The organism is Flavobacterium taihuense (genome assembly GCF_019351435.1).
In the GTDB taxonomy this organism is placed as follows: Bacteria; Bacteroidota; Bacteroidia; order Flavobacteriales; family Flavobacteriaceae; genus Flavobacterium; species Flavobacterium taihuense.
In genome coordinates this window covers 231932-249196 of the sequence record NZ_JAHWYN010000007.1, presented here as the reverse complement: position 1 = coordinate 249196, position 17265 = coordinate 231932, and the positions used below count along the sequence as shown (strand labels likewise).

The 17265-nt window shown below is 35.3% G+C and carries 9 protein-coding genes; 7 read left to right on the top strand and 2 right to left on the bottom strand.

Annotated elements, in window-relative coordinates:
* Positions 1 to 48: 48 nt before the first annotated feature.
* Complete coding sequence (locus tag KZH69_RS10380; protein WP_219317370.1) at positions 49 to 657, bottom strand: RNA polymerase sigma factor; 609 nt, start codon at positions 655 to 657, stop codon at positions 49 to 51.
* Between the two features lie 251 nt (positions 658 to 908).
* Here KZH69_RS10380 and KZH69_RS10375 point away from each other — a divergent pair, with 251 nt between their 5' ends.
* From KZH69_RS10375 to KZH69_RS10365, 3 genes are all read left to right on the top strand, one after another.
* Positions 909 to 1163 (top strand): autorepressor SdpR family transcription factor, encoded by a 255-nt coding sequence (locus KZH69_RS10375; RefSeq protein ID WP_219317369.1) that lies wholly within the window; start codon positions 909 to 911, stop codon positions 1161 to 1163.
* Positions 1164 to 1263: 100 nt separating this feature from the next.
* Positions 1264 to 1917, top strand: coding sequence for an SdpI family protein (locus tag KZH69_RS10370; protein WP_219317368.1), 654 nt, complete (start codon positions 1264 to 1266; stop codon positions 1915 to 1917).
* 252 nt (positions 1918 to 2169) lie between these two features.
* Positions 2170 to 3546 (top strand): alpha/beta hydrolase family protein, encoded by a 1377-nt coding sequence (locus tag KZH69_RS10365; protein ID WP_219317367.1) that lies wholly within the window; start codon positions 2170 to 2172, stop codon positions 3544 to 3546.
* A gap of 40 nt (positions 3547 to 3586) precedes the next feature.
* On the opposite strand, the gene KZH69_RS10360 is transcribed toward KZH69_RS10365, so the two are convergent.
* Positions 3587 to 10822 carry an Ig-like domain-containing protein gene (locus KZH69_RS10360; protein WP_219317366.1) on the bottom strand — a complete coding sequence of 2412 codons (7236 nt, stop codon included), beginning with the start codon at positions 10820 to 10822 and terminating at the stop codon, positions 3587 to 3589.
* Positions 10823 to 10954: 132 nt separating this feature from the next.
* Here KZH69_RS10360 and KZH69_RS10355 point away from each other — a divergent pair, with 132 nt between their 5' ends.
* The 4 genes from KZH69_RS10355 (at position 10955) to KZH69_RS10340 (ending at position 17178) form a co-directional block, all read left to right on the top strand.
* Complete coding sequence (locus KZH69_RS10355; RefSeq protein WP_219317365.1) at positions 10955 to 13171, top strand: B12-binding domain-containing radical SAM protein; 2217 nt, start codon at positions 10955 to 10957, stop codon at positions 13169 to 13171.
* 401 nt (positions 13172 to 13572) lie between these two features.
* Positions 13573 to 14058: an acyl-CoA carboxylase biotin carboxyl carrier protein subunit gene (locus tag KZH69_RS10350; protein ID WP_219317364.1), complete on the top strand. Its 486-nt coding sequence runs from the start codon at positions 13573 to 13575 to the stop codon at positions 14056 to 14058.
* A 3-nt stretch (positions 14059 to 14061) separates the two neighbouring features.
* Complete coding sequence (locus KZH69_RS10345) at positions 14062 to 15501, top strand: acetyl-CoA carboxylase biotin carboxylase subunit (RefSeq protein WP_219317363.1); 1440 nt, start codon at positions 14062 to 14064, stop codon at positions 15499 to 15501.
* A gap of 135 nt (positions 15502 to 15636) precedes the next feature.
* Positions 15637 to 17178, top strand: a complete 1542-nt coding sequence (locus KZH69_RS10340) for an acyl-CoA carboxylase subunit beta (protein ID WP_219317362.1) — start codon at positions 15637 to 15639, stop codon at positions 17176 to 17178.
* Positions 17179 to 17265 lie beyond the last annotated feature (87 nt).

Here is a 17265-nt window from a genome sequence, read left to right as displayed (position 1 = left end):
TTTGATACTCATTAAATTAATATTATTTTTAGATTAAATAAAAAATAATTAAAAAGTGGTTGAAGATAATAACAATAATAGGGAGAGATTGCCTTTCCATTCTTTTCGAAGTTGAAGTAATGCTCGATGTAATAAGTTATTCGCTGATTGATAGTTAATCTGAAGCAGTTCTGCAATTTGTTCCACGGTAAGTCCTTGATGGTATCGAAGATATAATGCTTCTTTTTGTCTCGCAGGTAAGTTATTCAAAAATGAATTCAGATGTGCCACTTTTAGTGCTGACTCTTCATCTGAGATAAGTTGATGTTCTATTGAAAAATCAAATAAAAATTCAATAGAATCAGTAGTCGATGTCTTCATGAAAATATAATCACGTTCTTGTAAACGTGCAATCCTCTTGCGAACACTGGATAACAAATAAGCTTTTACCACAACCGAATTGCTTAAAGATTGTCTGTAGATCCAAACATCTGCAAATACATCTTGTACGCAATCTTGTACCTTTTCTTTAAAAGGTGAAAATGAATTTCCGTAGCGAATTAAGTCCGAATAATATTTTTCGAAAAGTATTGAGAATGATTTTTCATCACCCGCTTTCAAACTGGACCAAAGTGTAGAATCTTCAGTGTTTTTTATGTTTTGGATTTGACTTTTCAAAAGTAAGCGTATTTGTTGGTTTATTTGAATTGGAATATTTTTTTTGCAATAACGTATTTTTTTTTAAATAAATGTGGTTAAATTGTTATTTTTTATTAATTTAACTACTTGTTTGTGTTAAAAACTTGACGAAACGTAACGTTTTAAAAGAACGGGTGAATTTCCATATAGAGAGAAAAATAATATGATTATTGTTTTGAAAATCAAAAAAACATTTAGATATTTGTCTAAATATATAAATACTTTAAATAATGAATGACATATTTAAAGCATTGAACGATGCCACTAGGAGGGAAATATTAGAGCTTTTGAAAACAAAAGATATGTCTGCCGGTGAAATAGCCGATCAGTTTAATATGTCAAAGCCAAGTATTTCCCATCATTTGGATATTTTGAAACGTGCTGATTTGATTACTGCCGAAAAATCGGGACAATTTATTTTCTATTCCATCAACACCACCATAATGGAAGATGTGTTGCAATGGATTTTAACTTTTAAAAAATAATACTATGAAATCGCCATTAAAAACAAGTTTGTATAAACAAACTCCAGTAAGCAAAAAGGCGATAACATATATAACCAATAACAAATAAAATTTTACATATATGAATCTAGCTTTAAAAAAAGAACTTCCTATCATCGCAATTGTGTTACTGCCTTTTGTTTATTTGGCTTTTATTTGGAATACATTACCCGACAAAGTACCAACGCATTGGAATTACAAAGGCGAAGTTGATCATTGGGGAGACAAATTTTCACTTGTAGGATTACTGTTTATGTTGCCTGTTTTAATATATGTTTTGTTACTTGTTGTCCCAAAAATTGATCCCAAAAAGAGAATCGCTCTTATGGGAGGAAAGTATTACCAATTGAAGTTTATACTTGTTTTATTCATGTCCTTGTTGGCATTGTTTATACTTTATATTTCTAAACATCAGTCTTTTTCTAGCCCCAACATGATTTATGCAATTATTGGTATTCTGTTTACCGTTTTGGGAAATTATTTCAAAGTGATTCAGCCCAATTATTTTATCGGGATCCGCACTCCTTGGACATTAGAGAATAAAGATGTTTGGAAAATTACTCATGTTTTTGCCAGCAAACTTTGGGTTATCGGAGGGTTAGTAATTGTATTAGGCGCTTTGTTGTTTCCAAGTGCTACTTTTTCAATCGTTTTTATTGCTCTAGTTTTTGTTTTGGCAATCGTCCCAATGGTGTATTCCTATATTAAGTTTAAGGAAATAGAGAAAAAAGGGTAAGTATTTCTAGCTTGAGTCCGATTATTAATTTGAAGCAGAAAGATTTGGCTTTTTTTGGAGGCACAGTTCCCGCTGTCATTCCAATCTTTTTGGAGTCGAAGGAAAATCGACTCCAAAAAGGATTTTCCCTTCCATCGGGGCTAAAGGGAAATATTTTACCTTTTTGCCAGTATTCAAAAAAAGAAAAAGTAGAAACAATTGAGTTCCATTTTTTAACTATTTAATATCAATTTTAAAATAAAGTCAACTAAAATGAAGCAAACCGTATTTTTTATAATAGTAATTCTAGCCTCTTTTACTATGTTCGGACAAGAAATTACAGGACAATGGAACGGAATTTTAAAAGTTCCCGGGGTACAGTTAAGAGTAGTTTTTAACATCACTAAAACCGAAAACGGCTATAGCTCGACAATGGATAGTCCCGATCAAGGTGCAAAAGGAATTCCAGTAACGACAACCAGTTTTGAAAATGCTGTTTTGAAACTACAAATACCAACTGCTACAATTGGTTACGAAGGGACATTGAATAGCGACAACCTAATTGTGGGTAATTTTTCGCAAGGTGGCCAATCTTTTGCAATGAATATGTCAAGAGGTATTATAGAAAAAAAAGCAATAATAAGACCTCAAGAACCACAAAAACCTTATCCGTATTATACAGAGGAAGTAGTATTTGAAAACAAAATTGATAAAAATGTTTTGGCAGGGACTTTAAGTTTGCCTCAAAAGGAAGGTCATTTTCCTGCTGTAATTTTGATTACGGGAAGCGGTCCTCAAAACAGAGACGAAGAGTTGTTGGGACATAAACCCTTTCTCGTTTTAGCTGATTATCTGACCAAAAAAGGAATTGCAGTATTGCGATTTGATGATAGAGGAGTTGCCAAATCAACAGGTGATTATAAAACAGCAACCACACAGGATTTTGCCAAAGATGTTCAAGCAGGAGTAGATTATTTACGAACCCGAAAAGAGATTAATAAAAAAAAAATTGGATTAATGGGGCATAGCGAAGGCGGAGTAATTGCGCCCATTGTTGCAGGGAATTCGAAGGATGTAAATTTTATTGTATTGTTGGCAGGAACTGGAATCCGGGGAGATCAATTGATGCTTTTGCAAAAAGAGAAGATAGAACGCCAAATGGGAGTTTCAGAAAATGAAATTCAAAAGGGACAAGAAATTTTCAAGGGAGCTTATGAAATGATTTTGACTTCCCAAGAAAATGATTCTAATCTTAAATCTAAAATAAATAGTTATTTGAAACTACAGTTTGAAGATAAAATGGATGAGCAGCAAATAAGTGGAGTAACGTCACAAATTACGAATCCTTGGTTTATTTCTTTTCTGAAATTGGATCCTTCATCGGCTTTAGAAAAAGTAAAATGTCCAGTTCTAGCAATCAACGGTGATAAAGATTTACAAGTTCCCGCCGATGTAAATATTCCTGCGATTAAAAATGCATTGGTCAAAGGCGGAAATAAAAAAGTAACTACCACAATAATTCCAAATTTGAATCATCTCTTTCAAGAATGCAAAACGGGTATGCCAAATGAATATGAAACTATCGAGCAAACATTCTCTCCAATTGCATTAGAGGAAATTTCCAAATGGATTTTGGTTCAAACGAAATAAAGAAAAAGGCCAATTTATTGAACTCTTTTTTTGTTTAGTTTTATCGTTTTAAGCTAAAATGGTTTTTAAATTCAGCTCCATTTAATCGGGTAACGACAAACCAATAATCTGTTGATGGCAAGGGTTGATTTAAATAGTTGCCATCCCATGAAGTATTAGTTGCTAATATTTTAATGAGTTTTCCATAGCGATCAAAGATTCTAATTACTGAATTTGGCTCCAAATATTCAAAGTCGATTGTCCACGTATCATTATATCCGTCACTATTTGGCGTAAAGAATTTTGGAAATGGAAGTTCATCTTCAAAATTAATACAATCAGCGTTTGTGGCTTCCTGAATTTGAATTGCTATTGGAGTTCTTTTGCTTTCACAATTATAAATGGTTTGAGAAGCATAATAGGTAATTCCGTTTTCAAGTGGTGTTGATTCTGATAAATTTATTCCATCGGTTTCAGTATTATACCACTTAATGTTTTGACCATTAATTTTGATAGTATTGATTTTGACATTTTGTTGAATGCAGAAACTCTGATTTGCATCAGCAACCGGTGCTTGTGTGTCTTGAATTTTTATGGCAATTCCAAGTCTGTTACTTTCGCAATTATTATTTGTCTGAGTAACATAATACGTTTTATTTTCAAGAGCTGTTGCGGCTGTCAAAATATTGCCTGAAGATGGAGCATCATACCATTTTATGTTTTGTCCAGTAACAACAATATTGTCTAATGTAGCATTTTCATCAATACAAAAAGTTTGTAAGGTATTTGCAATTGGCAATGGCGTATCATACACATTTACTAAAACAGCCAGTCTGCTACTTTCGCAACCTATGGTTTGAGAAACGTAATAGGTCGTATTATTTTGTACTAAAGTGGTATTTGCTAAAGAAGTTGCAGATGTATTAGAGTCGTACCATTTTAAATTTTGCCCCGATATTTGAATATTGTTCAGCGTTGTATTTTCGCTTTTGCAAAAGGCTTGATTACCATTTGCCGTTGGAGCATTTGGTGTATTTACAATAGAAACGGTAATTCCAAATCTAGGACTTTCACAATTATTGATGGTTTGCGAAGCATAATAAGTTTTGCCATTTTGCAAATTAGTTGTTTCGGCTAATAGAGAGCCATTATTTGCAGTATCATACCATTTTATTGAACTTCCAGTAACTAGGATGTTTGCAATTGTTGGGTTTTGTCCTGTACAAAAAGTTTGGTTTGTATTTCCCGTTGGAGCCAATGTATTTTGAATGTTAATTGCTACTGGAATTCTTTCACTTTCACAACTATTGATAGTTTGCGAAGCATAATACGTTTTTCCACTTTGAAGTAAAGTGGTATTTGGTAGAAGGTTTCCAGCATTTAATGAATCATACCATTTTATATTTTGTCCTGTGATACTAATTGAATTTAAAGTAGCATTTTGTTGAATGCAGAAATTTTGCGGAGTTGCCGCAGTTGGTTTTTGAGTAAAATTTGTAAAAGGAATTAGAGCAACTGTGGTCGCCTTTGAAATACAGCCATTATTATTTTTTATCTTAATAAAATAGCTTTTGGGGTCAAAATTTGATTGCGTTGAATTTGTAGACCAGCTAACACCGTTATCAAAACTATATTCTGATGCACTGTCTGTTATTGTAATAATCCCTTTAAGATTATTACAATCAGGCTGAATAGTTGTAAATTTAGGATTGTTAGGATAATCTGTTGGTGTATTAATGGCTGTAAGTATTGGGGGAGATTCACAACCACTACTGTTTTTAACCCGAGCCAGATAGGTTCCGGCTGCTAAATTGCCAGAATTTGGATTGGTTGAATAATTTACACCATTGTCAAAACTATATTGATAAGCCGTACTGGTAATTAAAATTGAGCCAAATGGATTACTACAACTAGTAGGATGCATAACAGTTAACATTGGAGTTGAAGGGGCATCTGGAGGCGTATTGATGAGTGCTTTATACCCAACAGACGAGCATCCATTGGTGTATTTTATTCTAATTAAATAATTTCCGGGTGATAAGCTAGCAGTATTGCTGCTAATCCAAGTAGTACCATCATCAAAACTATATTGATTCGCAACAGTTGAAACCTTAATGCTGCCCTTAGCTGAATTACAACCTATTGGGTCTGTGACTACAACTTGTGGAGCTTCAGGAATTGTAGGTGCAGCATCTATAGTGGCTGGTGCACCTAGAGAAATACAACCTGAATTATTTTTAATCATTAAATTATAGGTTCCTGGCGATAAATTAGATTTTGTATTGAATGTTCCAAATGTAATTCCGTTATCAAAACTGTAAAAATCGGCTACGGTATCAATAGAAATTGATCCTGTGAAATTGGTGCAATTTGGCTGAATGACTTTATAGGCAGGAGCTGGAAGTGGTGATACTGCCGAAATAGTGACCGAAGCTGCATCTGAAACACAACCTGCTAAATTTTTAATTTTTATGAAATAATTTCCTGGAGAAAGATCTGTTTTTGTATTAGAAAAAATGTAGGTTAATCCATTGTCATAACTATAAGTTGCAGCATTTGTAGTAATTGTTATAGCACCTTTTGAAGAGCTACAGTTGGGTTGAGTTGTGGTAAAAGCTGGAGACGCAATTGTACTGCCAGAACTCAAATTGACAATCGTTGTTAATGATTCGCAGCTATAAGAATTTGTTTTGATTTTAATAATATACGTACCTGCTCCTACATTTATTTTTGTTGGGCTTGTTGTCCAGCTGTTTCCGTCATTGAAACTATAACTTATGGCAGGTGTCGTTATGATGATACTACCATCAGTGGCTCCGCATGAGGAAGGTTGAACTATCTGTACAGCGGGTGCTGCAGGAATTGCAGGAGGTGTATTAATATAAGTATAACTGCTGTATGAGGTACAGCCCAAAGCGTTTTTTATTAGTACATTATAAGAACCACCAGCTAAATTTTTCTTTACAGGATTAGTAGTCCAGGTTATTCCTCCATCAAAGCTATATTGATCTGCGGTAGAATTTATTAATATAGTCCCGGTAGGGTTACTACAAGTGGGTTGTATGGAGGTTATATTTGGTGAGGCTAAGTAATATTTTTCAATATAGAAATATTGTGAATTTGATATACAACCCGTTGCGTTTTTAATGAGAACAGTATAATATGTCAATGTAGGATTTAGTAAAATGGGATTGGTAGTCCATGTGGTACCTCCATCAAAACTATAGCTGTCAGCAGGAGTTGTAATTGTGATGCTTCCTCCATTTCCACAACTGGGTTGTACTACTATTACATTTGGATTGGGAAGATAATATGGATTGATAGGTATTGATAAACTGCTGGATATACAGCCAGCTGCATTTTTTATCATTATGTTGTAATAGCCAGAAGTAAGTCCGGAAAGAACTGGGTTTGTTGTCCAATTAGCACCATTGTCAAAGCTATAAGAAGTTGCAACTGTTGCAATAGTAATGCTTCCATTGACACCGCAACTGGGCTGAATTACTGCGAAATCTGGATTTGGTAAATAATATTGTTGTAGGGTAGTGTATGCACCATAGGTATTAGATGTGCACCCAGCAGTGTCTTTTACCATTAAATAATAAAAGCCTGGACTTAAATTAGTAAATACCGAATTGGCACTCCAAGTTTTGCCTCCATCTATACTATATTTTGCTTCTGTTGAAGTAAAGGTTATGGTTCCTCCGTTTCCACAAGTGGGCTGTGTTGTTTTAAAAGTAGGAACAGGGAGATAAAAAGTTTGAAGATTTACTGGGTTAAAGTTTGAAACACAACCTTTGTTTTTTTTGATTGTTGGGTAATACCATCCCTCTGAAAGATTCGAAAAAACTGGATTTGTTACCCAATTAGTCCCCATGTCTATGCTATAAAAATCAGCAGTAGTATTGATTTTAATAGTGCCTTTTGTTCCACAAGTTGGTTGAGTTATGGTAACATTGGGCTGTGCCAAATTCAAGTTATCCATATAAATGGAAATGCTATTGGACGTACAATTCGCTTTTTTTATCATTAAATAGTAAGATCCTTGGCTTACATTATTAAAGACATTTTTTGTACTCCAGGTTGCACCGTAATCTATACTATAATAATCTGCAATGGTGTTGAATGTAATATTGCCAATATTTCCACAGCTTGGATTGGTAACTGTATAATCTGGATCAGGAAGTTTTGGGTCGTTTATAGAAATATTCTCATAGTTAGAAATACATCCTAAATTGTTTTTTATCACAATGCTATAATATCCATAAGAATTAAGATTTGATAGGGAAGGAGAAGTTCCCCATGTACTGCCTCCATCAAAACTATAGTAATCGGCAACTGTATTTATGGTAATGCTGCCCGAAGTTGTACAAGTGGGCTGAACAACAGTATAAGTAGGTGTACCTATATTTGGATTGTTTAAATAAGAATAACTGGGGTAAGAGGTACAACCAATACTATTTTTTATAATTATTTGATAATTACCGGGAGGCAATGATTTCGAATTGAGCTTTGTCCAAGTTATACCATTATCAAAACTGTAAAAATCAGATAATGAGTTGATAGTGATTTTTCCGTCTAGTCCACAAGTTGGCTGTTCAATGCTAATAATTGGCTGATTCAGGTAGGGTTGATATAGAGAAACATAAGAGCCAGAACTAATACATCCCGCACTGTTTTTTATTTTTATTAGATAGGTTTCAAAAGGTAAAATTTTAACGTTATTACTAGTCCAAGTTAATCCATTATCAAAACTATAGGAGTCTGCTACTGTAGTTATCGTAATACTTCCATCTTTTCCGCAAACAGGTTGTTCTGTAGTGTATTCAGGATAGGAATATTCAAAATCATTCAAATAAACATATGTATAGTTGGAAGTGCAACCTATTGCATTTTTTATCCCTAAAGAATAGCTTCCAGTATTTAAATTGCTCATTTTGTTGCTTGTAACCCATGTGTTTCCGCCATCAAAAGTGTAAAAATCAGAAAGCGTATTAAAGGTAATACTTCCTTCTTCAGAACAAGCGGGTTGTGTTATTGTATAAGTTGGAGTTTCCAGCGTATTACTACTAAGGAGTACATTGTTGGCCGATGAAATACAGCCTTGTAAATCTTTCGTGCGAATTTTATAATTTCCAGGCAAAAGATTGGTGGCAATAGAATTATTTACCCAAGTTGCGCCATCATCATAACTATAGTATGAAGCTAGAGTTGTAATGGTGATGCTGCCAGTATCTCCGCAAAATAAAGGATTGGTATAACTGTAATTTGGATATAAAGTAGAAGCAGCTGTGATAGTTACACTTTCAGAATAGGAAGTACATCCATTTATTGTCTTTATTTTTACTAAGTAGGTTCCTGGATACAAATTGCTCTCTGTATTGTTTGTGCTCCAAGTTGCGCCATCATCAAAACTATATTGTGATGCCGGTGAAGTTATTTTTATTGTTCCTGTGGTGGCAAAACAAGAGGGTTGTGTGACTTGCAAGACAGGTGATACAGCAGTTTGACTAGGTTCGATTGTAACCCGCGCATCGCTACTACATCCAAAAGAATCAGTAACAGTAACAGAGTAATTTCCTAATGAAGTTACCGTAATATTTTTCGTTGTTTTTCCTGTACTCCACAGATATGAAGCTCCCAAAGAAGCAGTCAACACCGTGCTTCCTGAGCAAATATTTAAAATACCTGAAATTGTTGCTGTGGGGTTTCTTACTTCTAAATCGGCAGAAATTATTTTGTAACAAGTAGCATCCTTACTCACTCTAACATATATAGAAGTGCTTGAACTTGGATAGCTTATGGAATTGGAAATAGCATTCAAGTTGGCCTGTGCCTCACTGTAATTTTTGAAATAACTAAAATTTAAACCCGAAGTAGAAGTTACCACTGCAGCATTTAATTTAGACAAATCAAAATTTTCACTTCCATCATGATTAGCATCACATTGAGATATTTTTGCAGTCGTTACATTAATGTTACAATTTGAAGTACAATTCAAAAAAGAAATATCCCAGCCAGAATTTGCGTCAGGATCTATGGCAGAATTAAATGTTGTCCCCGTACAAGAAGTTCCAGAAATATTATAATCTACTTGTACGCCTACATTGTAATTTGCACTGGTACTATTGGGGAAATCACTGGCATTTAGTGTGAAACAAAACTTTTTAACTGCGGTGTCTAGGCTTGAGGTAGTCGATGTACTATAAACAGAAACGTTATTGCTGTTGTAAACAGTTAACGTAATTTTTTTTACAGATGCGGAAATTCCTCCAGAATTTGGAATAGTATAAGTGCCACATACTGAAACGGGTAAGCTAGGACAAACTTTATTCAAGGATTCAAGTTCTACAGAACCTTGAAGATTCTCTGTAGAATGCAATAAGCAAATATCATCAACATACATATACCCATAATGTCCACCTAATCCACATCTTGAAGCCATAAATTCGACGGTAAATTCTTCATTATTTGGGATTGATGAAATGTCTAAAAATCCAGATTGCCAATTGGTAGTATATAAGGTAACATAATCAGAAGTTTGACTGGGAACTTTAGAGAAAATGCAGTTTTTTTCATCTCCTACCAAACAAAATTCATTTACAACTACTTTATTTTTATCTAAAATCCGGGCTTTAACAAATGCTTGATTATCTGTATGACTGTTGTCGTATACGCTTTGTAATACTGCTTTGTAGTTGAATTTTAGATAATTTTCATTATTTGTTTTAAACCTTTTGCCTTGAACAATAGAACCATAAGTAGATGAGTTTTCATGATTAATTTTAAGTGCATATTGATCAAATGCTTTAATATCTCCTATATAAGGATCAATTAAATTTGCAGAAACCCCCGTTGCCATAATATTCATATTATTAGGGTCATAGCGATTGATGTAGGAATCGGCGGTATTGGTAATTGAACGGCATTGCGTTGGACCAGGAGGATCACCTATTGTGTACAGAAAATTCTTAAGATAACTACTTCCGTTTATATTTTCATACTGCTCAAAACCTCCATTAGTACAGATTTCTACTGCTTGAAGTAGCGCTTCTGCTCTTGAAGTTGAATTTCCCTTTTTCGTGTTCTGATTTACTTTTTTCAAATTCAGTATTTCTGCTTTCTTTTTTTCTTCGCGAATCTTAAAAAATTGTTTTTGTTGTTCTAAATCTTGAATTAAACGCCCATTTTTATCTTCAAATAAAAATTTGGTTGCTGTAGAGTCTTGATTTGTTTTTTGAGAAAAGGATAAAATGCTTAGATGTAATAAAATAAAAAGAAGTAAAATTCGCTTCATAGGAAAAAAATATATGCGTACAAATGTAATTAAATTTTTACTAAATAAAATTAAAAATCTCAAAATATAGCTCATAAAATCTTTTCTGAAAAGTCTCCAAATATCCCTTATTTTTGCACAAAATAATATTCCTTGAAAACCAAACTTTTCCTTATCACGCCCCCGTTTACCCAACTGAATACGCCTTATCCAGCAACGGCTTATATCAAAGGGTTTTTGAATACCAAAAATATTGAATCGGTTCAGGCAGATTTAGGGATTGAAGTGATTTTGAAATTGTTTTCGAAAGAAGGTTTAAAAGATTTGTTTAAAGTTCAAAGTCTAAAGTTTGAAGAACTGTCCGACAATTCGAAACGAATTCTCGCTTTACAAGACGAGTACATCAAAACCATCGATTCGGTTATTGCATTTTTGCAGGGGAAGAATCCAACTTTGGCGCTTCAAATTTGTCAGGAAGATTTTCTGCCCGAAGCTTCACGGTTTGCACATTTGGAAGAACTCGATTGGGCTTTTGGAACGATGGGAACACAAGACAAAGCCAAACATTTGGCAACTTTGTATCTTGAGGATATTTCGGATTTTATAGTGGAATGTGTCGATGAAAATTTTGGTTTCAGTCGGTATGCAGAAAGGCTAGGGCGTTCAGCTAATTCTTTTGATGAATTGTATGGAGCTTTAGAACAAGAACCCACTTATATTGATAACATTTTGCTTTCGATTTTGAAGGAAAGAATAGAAACGATTCAGCCGACATTATTTCTGATTTCTGTTCCGTTTCCTGGGAATTTATATTCGGCTTTTCGCTCGGCACAATGGGTGAAAAAGCATTATCCGAATATCAAGATTTCTATGGGTGGCGGTTTCCCCAATACTGAATTGCGTTCACTTTCGGATGCCCGAGTTTTTGAGTTTTTCGATTACATCACTTTGGATGATGGCGAAACTCCGATTGAGGAACTTATAAATGCTGTCACTTCGAGCGTGTCTTCCCGAGCGCAGTCGAGGGACGAGAAGCAATATAAACGAACTTTTCTTCTTGAAGACGGAAAAGTGGTTTATAAAAACAACTCAACTAAACCCGATTATAAACAATCTCAAGTAGGTACACCTGATTATTCAGATTTGCTTTTGGATAAATACATTTCGGTTATCGAAATCGTCAATCCGATGCATCGATTGTGGAGCGACGGACGCTGGAACAAACTCACGATGGCGCACGGTTGTTATTGGGGGAAATGTACATTTTGCGATATTTCTTTAGATTATATAAAAGTGTATGAACCAGTTGCTGCAAGTTTATTGTGTGACCGAATGGAAGAAATGATTGCCCAAACGGGCGAAACCGGTTTTCATTATGTGGATGAAGCTGCTCCACCCGCTTTGATGCGAGCTTTGGCACTCGAAATTCTTCGCCGAAAACTGGCGGTAACGTGGTGGACAAACATTCGATTCGAAAAAAGTTTTACTCAAGATTTGTGTTTGTTGCTCAAAGCTTCGGGTTGTATTGCAGTTTCGGGTGGACTCGAAGTGGCATCGGACCGATTGTTGAAACTGATTGACAAAGGAGTTACGGTAGAGCAAGTGGCCAAAGTTACCCGAAATTTTACCGAAGCAGGAGTAATGGTTCACGCCTATTTGATGTACGGTTACCCAACGCAAACAGTTCAGGAAACGGTGGACAGCCTCGAAATGGTGCGTCAGTTGTTTGAAGCGGGAGTTTTGCAATCAGGGTTTTGGCATCAGTTTGCGATGACGGCGCACAGTCCGGTGGGAATGTTTCCAGAGCAATTTGGAGCCGTAAAAGAAGCAGAAACCATTGGAACTTTTGCCAATAATGATATTAATTTTGTCGATTTAACGGGAATCGATCATGATAAATTTAGTTTCGGACTCAAGAAATCGTTGTTCAATTTTATGCACGGAATCTGTTTTGATTACGAGTTGCAGGATTGGTTTGATTTCAAAATTCCCAAGACGAAAATTGGTGCAGATTTTATTTTTGATGCACTTCAAGAAGAAACTAATTTTAATACCAAACCGACTGCCAAAATTGTCTGGCTGGGAGGAAAACCAATTGTAGAACATTTTACCAAATCCAAAAAAGGAAATTCTTGGGAAATGATGAGTTTGACTTTTCATGACAAAAAAGAAAGCTTTACGATCCAAACCAATAAAACAGAAGGGGAATGGCTGGTTGAAATGCTTCATAAAATCTCAGTTTCGAATGTGAAAACCTATTCTTTTCAGGAAATAAAAGCCGATTTTGAACAGCAATTGGAAGATTTTGAGTTGTTTTGGTATTCAAAATCAGTGAATATATTGCGAGAATTTGGGTTGCTTGTGTTGTAGATTTTTTTCTCCTTATAATATTTTGTCATTCCGAACGGAGGAGGAATGACATCAAGTAATTCAGATAATGTGATATCTCCTCCGTTCGGTATGGCAAATCCGTAATATGTCATTTTATCATCTAATTTTGTAGTTCAACGGGTTCGCTTGAGAGATTACTTCACGATGCATTTATTTTCATCGGAGTTCAGTGAATTTTATTTGAAGCAAGTTAACGAAGTAATGCGGATACCCCGACTCCAGTAGCGAATGGGCTGTATATGCGCAAAGTGTAGCTGGCCCATTTTCTAGTGGAGGCACGCCCAGATTTTAACTCTTCAGTTGATTTTGCCAAGAATTTAAATTTTTATTTACGAAAACGTTTTCTTTTTATACTTTTACTCCTCTAAAAAGAGTAAAGAATGAGTGATAATTACAAAATAGCGGTAAATGATACTTTCCATTTTGATTTTGAAAAGGAAAGTATTTCTCAACTGGATGCCGTACCTACGGGAGTCAATGAATTTCATGTACTACATCAAAACACACCTTTTAAAGCGAAAATTATCGCTTCGAATTTCAATCAAAAAAAATATACGGTTAAGGTAAATAACAACACTTATGTGATTGCTATTTCAAATCCATTGGATCTTTTAATTAAAGATATGGGATTTGAAGTAGGCAAAGTGAAGCAAGTGAATGCTATAAAAGCTCCTATGCCTGGATTAATTTTGGAAATTGGAGTTGAAGTGGGGCAAATCGTTAAAGAAAATGACTGTTTATTGATTCTAACAGCAATGAAAATGGAAAATAGTTTTCTTTCTCCTAGAGATGGTGTAATCAAATCGATTTCGGTTTTAGTAGGAGATTCGGTAGTAAAAGGTGATTTGTTAATTGAATTCGAGTAATTTATGAAGAAAATATTAGTTGCCAATAGAGGAGAAATTGCCATTAGAGTAATGAAAACAGCTCAGAAGATGGGCATAAAAACAGTTGCTGTTTATTCGACAATCGATAGAAATGCACCCCATGTAAAATTCGCCGATGAGGCAGTTTGGATAGGAGAATCTCCATCAAATCAATCGTATTTGTTAGGAAACAAAATTATTGAGGTTGCCAAAGCATTGAATGTAGATGCGATTCATCCAGGATATGGTTTTTTAAGCGAAAATGCCGAATTTGCTCAAGAAGCAGAGCGAAATGGAATTATTTTTATTGGTCCAAAGGCAAAGGCTATTGAAATTATGGGAAGTAAACTTGCTGCTAAAGATGCAGTAATGAAATACAATATTCCAATGGTTCCTGGTGTTGATCATGCTATTATTGATATTGATGAAGCCAAAAAAACGGCAACAACAATTGGCTTTCCTATTTTGATAAAAGCATCTGCAGGTGGTGGCGGAAAAGGAATGCGTGTGGTAGAAAAAGAAAGCGATTTTGAATCCCAAATGAATCGAGCAATAAGCGAAGCAGTTGCGGCTTTTGGTGATGGATCCGTTTTTATCGAAAAATATGTAGCCTCTTCCAGACATATCGAAATTCAGATTATGGCAGACAGCCACGGAAATGTATTATACTTGTTTGAAAGAGAATGCAGTATTCAGCGGCGTCATCAAAAAGTAATAGAAGAAGCTCCTTCTTGTGTTTTAAGTCCTGAAACCCGCAAAAAAATGGGGGAAGCAGCAGTATTGGTTGCCAAATCTTGTGATTATTTAGGGGCAGGTACAGTGGAGTTTTTATACGATGAAAATGATAATTTTTATTTCCTGGAGATGAATACCCGTTTGCAAGTAGAGCACCCAGTTACCGAATTGATTTCAGGCGTTGACTTGGTCGAAATGCAAATTCGCGTAGCTCGAGGAGAAGCATTAGCTATCAAACAAGAAGATCTCGAAATAAAAGGACATGCTATGGAATTGCGTGTATATGCAGAGGACCCGATGAACGACTTTTTGCCAAGTGTAGGACATTTGGATGTGTATCAGTTGCCAGTTGGCGAAGGAATTCGAGTAGATAATGGGTTTGAACAAGGAATGGATATTCCTATTTATTACGACCCGATGTTGGCTAAGCTAATAACATACGGAGAAACCCGTGAAGAAGCTATTCAGTTGATGGTAAAAGCCATTGATGGATATAAAATTGAAGGAGTGCATACCACTTTGCCTTTTGGGAAATTCGTATTTGAGCATGAAGCATTCCTGTCCGGTCATTTTGACACCAACTTTGTAAAGAAATTTTACAATGCAGATATGTTGAAAAATTTAATGGAACAAGAAGCTGAAATTGCTGCTTTGATAGCTTTGAAGCAGTATTTTGAAGATCAAAAAATCATACGCTTACCGAATTAAAAATATTTCAATCATTAAGTATTAAGTTTCAGTAAGAAAAAAGCAAAACTTAATTTCTCTTATTCACTTAATGTTTTCGAAAATGTTTTCAGTTGTTTCATTGGTTACTAAAAATTAGTTGTTAAAAAAGAAAGTATGCAAGACAAAATAGAAATCTTAAACGAAAAAATAGCACAAGCCCTTTTGGGTGGTGGAAAAGAACGTATTGCTAAGCAACACGAAAAGAAAAAATTAACAGCAAGAGAACGTATTGATTATTTGATGGATGAAGGTTCTTTTGAGGAAATCGGGATGTTGGTAACACACCGTACTACCGATTTTGGAATGGAAAAAGAATTGTATTATGGCGATGGAGTAGTTACGGGTTATGGAACCATCAACGGCAGATTGGTTTATATTTTCGCTCAAGACTTTACTGTTTTTGGAGGTGCTTTGTCCGAAACACACGCCGAAAAAATATGCAAAGTAATGGATATGGCTGTCAAAATGGGAGCTCCAATGATTGGTCTAAACGATTCAGGTGGCGCTCGTATTCAAGAAGGTGTTCGTTCCCTTGGCGGATATGCTGATATTTTTTATCGTAATGTTCAGGCTAGTGGTGTAATTCCGCAAATATCTGCAATTATGGGACCATGTGCCGGTGGAGCGGTATATTCTCCGGCGATGACCGATTTTACTATGATGGTCGAAGGTACCAGTTATATGTTTGTTACAGGTCCCAATGTGGTAAAAACAGTAACTAATGAAACTGTAACTTCTGAAGAATTGGGTGGTGCTTTGGCGCATTCAACCAAATCGGGGGTGGCACATATCACTTCGGGAAATGATATAGAATGTCTGGAAGATTTAAAAAGTTTGTTGAGCTATTTGCCACAAAGCAATAAGGAAACACCAAAAAGTTTGCCGTATGAATTGGGAGATGAAATCCGAATGCAATTGGCGACTGTAATTCCGGACAGTACCAATAAACCGTATGATATGCATGATGTAATTAAAGGAATAATTGACGAAGATTCTTTTTATGAAATTCATAAAAATTTCGCCGAAAATATCATCGTGGGATTTGCCCGTTTAGCAGGAAGAAGTGTTGGAATTATTGCCAATCAGCCCAATTTTTTAGCGGGAGTATTGGGTGTAAAAAGCTCCAAAAAAGCAGCGCGTTTTACTCGTGTTTGCGATTGTTTTAATATTCCATTATTAGTATTGGTAGATGTACCTGGTTTTTTACCCGGAACAGATCAAGAGTGGGAGGGAATTATTGTACATGGTGCTAAATTGCTTTACGCATTGAGCGAAGCAACTGTACCAAGAGTGACCGTCATTACGCGTAAAGCGTATGGTGGTGCCTATGATGTAATGAACTCCAAACACATTGGTGCCGATATGAATTTTGCTTGGCCTACTGCCGAGATTGCCGTTATGGGAGCCAAAGGCGCTTCGGAAATTATTTTCAAGAAAGAAATTAGTGAAGCCGATGACCATGAAGCCAAACTTTTGGAAAAAGAAGCCGAATATGCCAATTTGTTTGCTAATCCATACACTGCAGCCCAACGTGGTTTTGTAGATGAGGTGATCCTACCGCAAGACACCAGACGTAAACTGATAAAAGCGTTTAGTATGCTGGAGAATAAAGTAAGTGTAACTCCAAATAGAAAACACGGGAATATTCCTTTGTAGATTTTTTTATAAGAAATGGGAAACCACCTGATGATTTTAGGTGGTTTTTTGGTTTTTATAGGTTTGAAGAAACTGTTTGTCAAAGTT

Excerpts from the sequence above, each read along its gene's own strand:
- KZH69_RS10375 (WP_219317369.1), top strand. The coding sequence starts at position 909 with ATGAATGACATATTTAAAGCATTGAACGATGCCACTAGGAGGGAAATA.
- KZH69_RS10370 (WP_219317368.1), top strand. The coding sequence starts at position 1,264 with ATGAATCTAGCTTTAAAAAAAGAACTTCCTATCATCGCAATTGTGTTA.
- KZH69_RS10365 (WP_219317367.1), top strand. The coding sequence starts at position 2,170 with ATGAAGCAAACCGTATTTTTTATAATAGTAATTCTAGCCTCTTTTACT.
- KZH69_RS10360 (WP_219317366.1), bottom strand. The coding sequence starts at position 10,822 with ATGAAGCGAATTTTACTTCTTTTTATTTTATTACATCTAAGCATTTTA.
- KZH69_RS10350 (WP_219317364.1), top strand. The coding sequence starts at position 13,573 with ATGAGTGATAATTACAAAATAGCGGTAAATGATACTTTCCATTTTGAT.
- KZH69_RS10345 (WP_219317363.1), top strand. The coding sequence starts at position 14,062 with ATGAAGAAAATATTAGTTGCCAATAGAGGAGAAATTGCCATTAGAGTA.
- KZH69_RS10340 (WP_219317362.1), top strand. The coding sequence starts at position 15,637 with ATGCAAGACAAAATAGAAATCTTAAACGAAAAAATAGCACAAGCCCTT.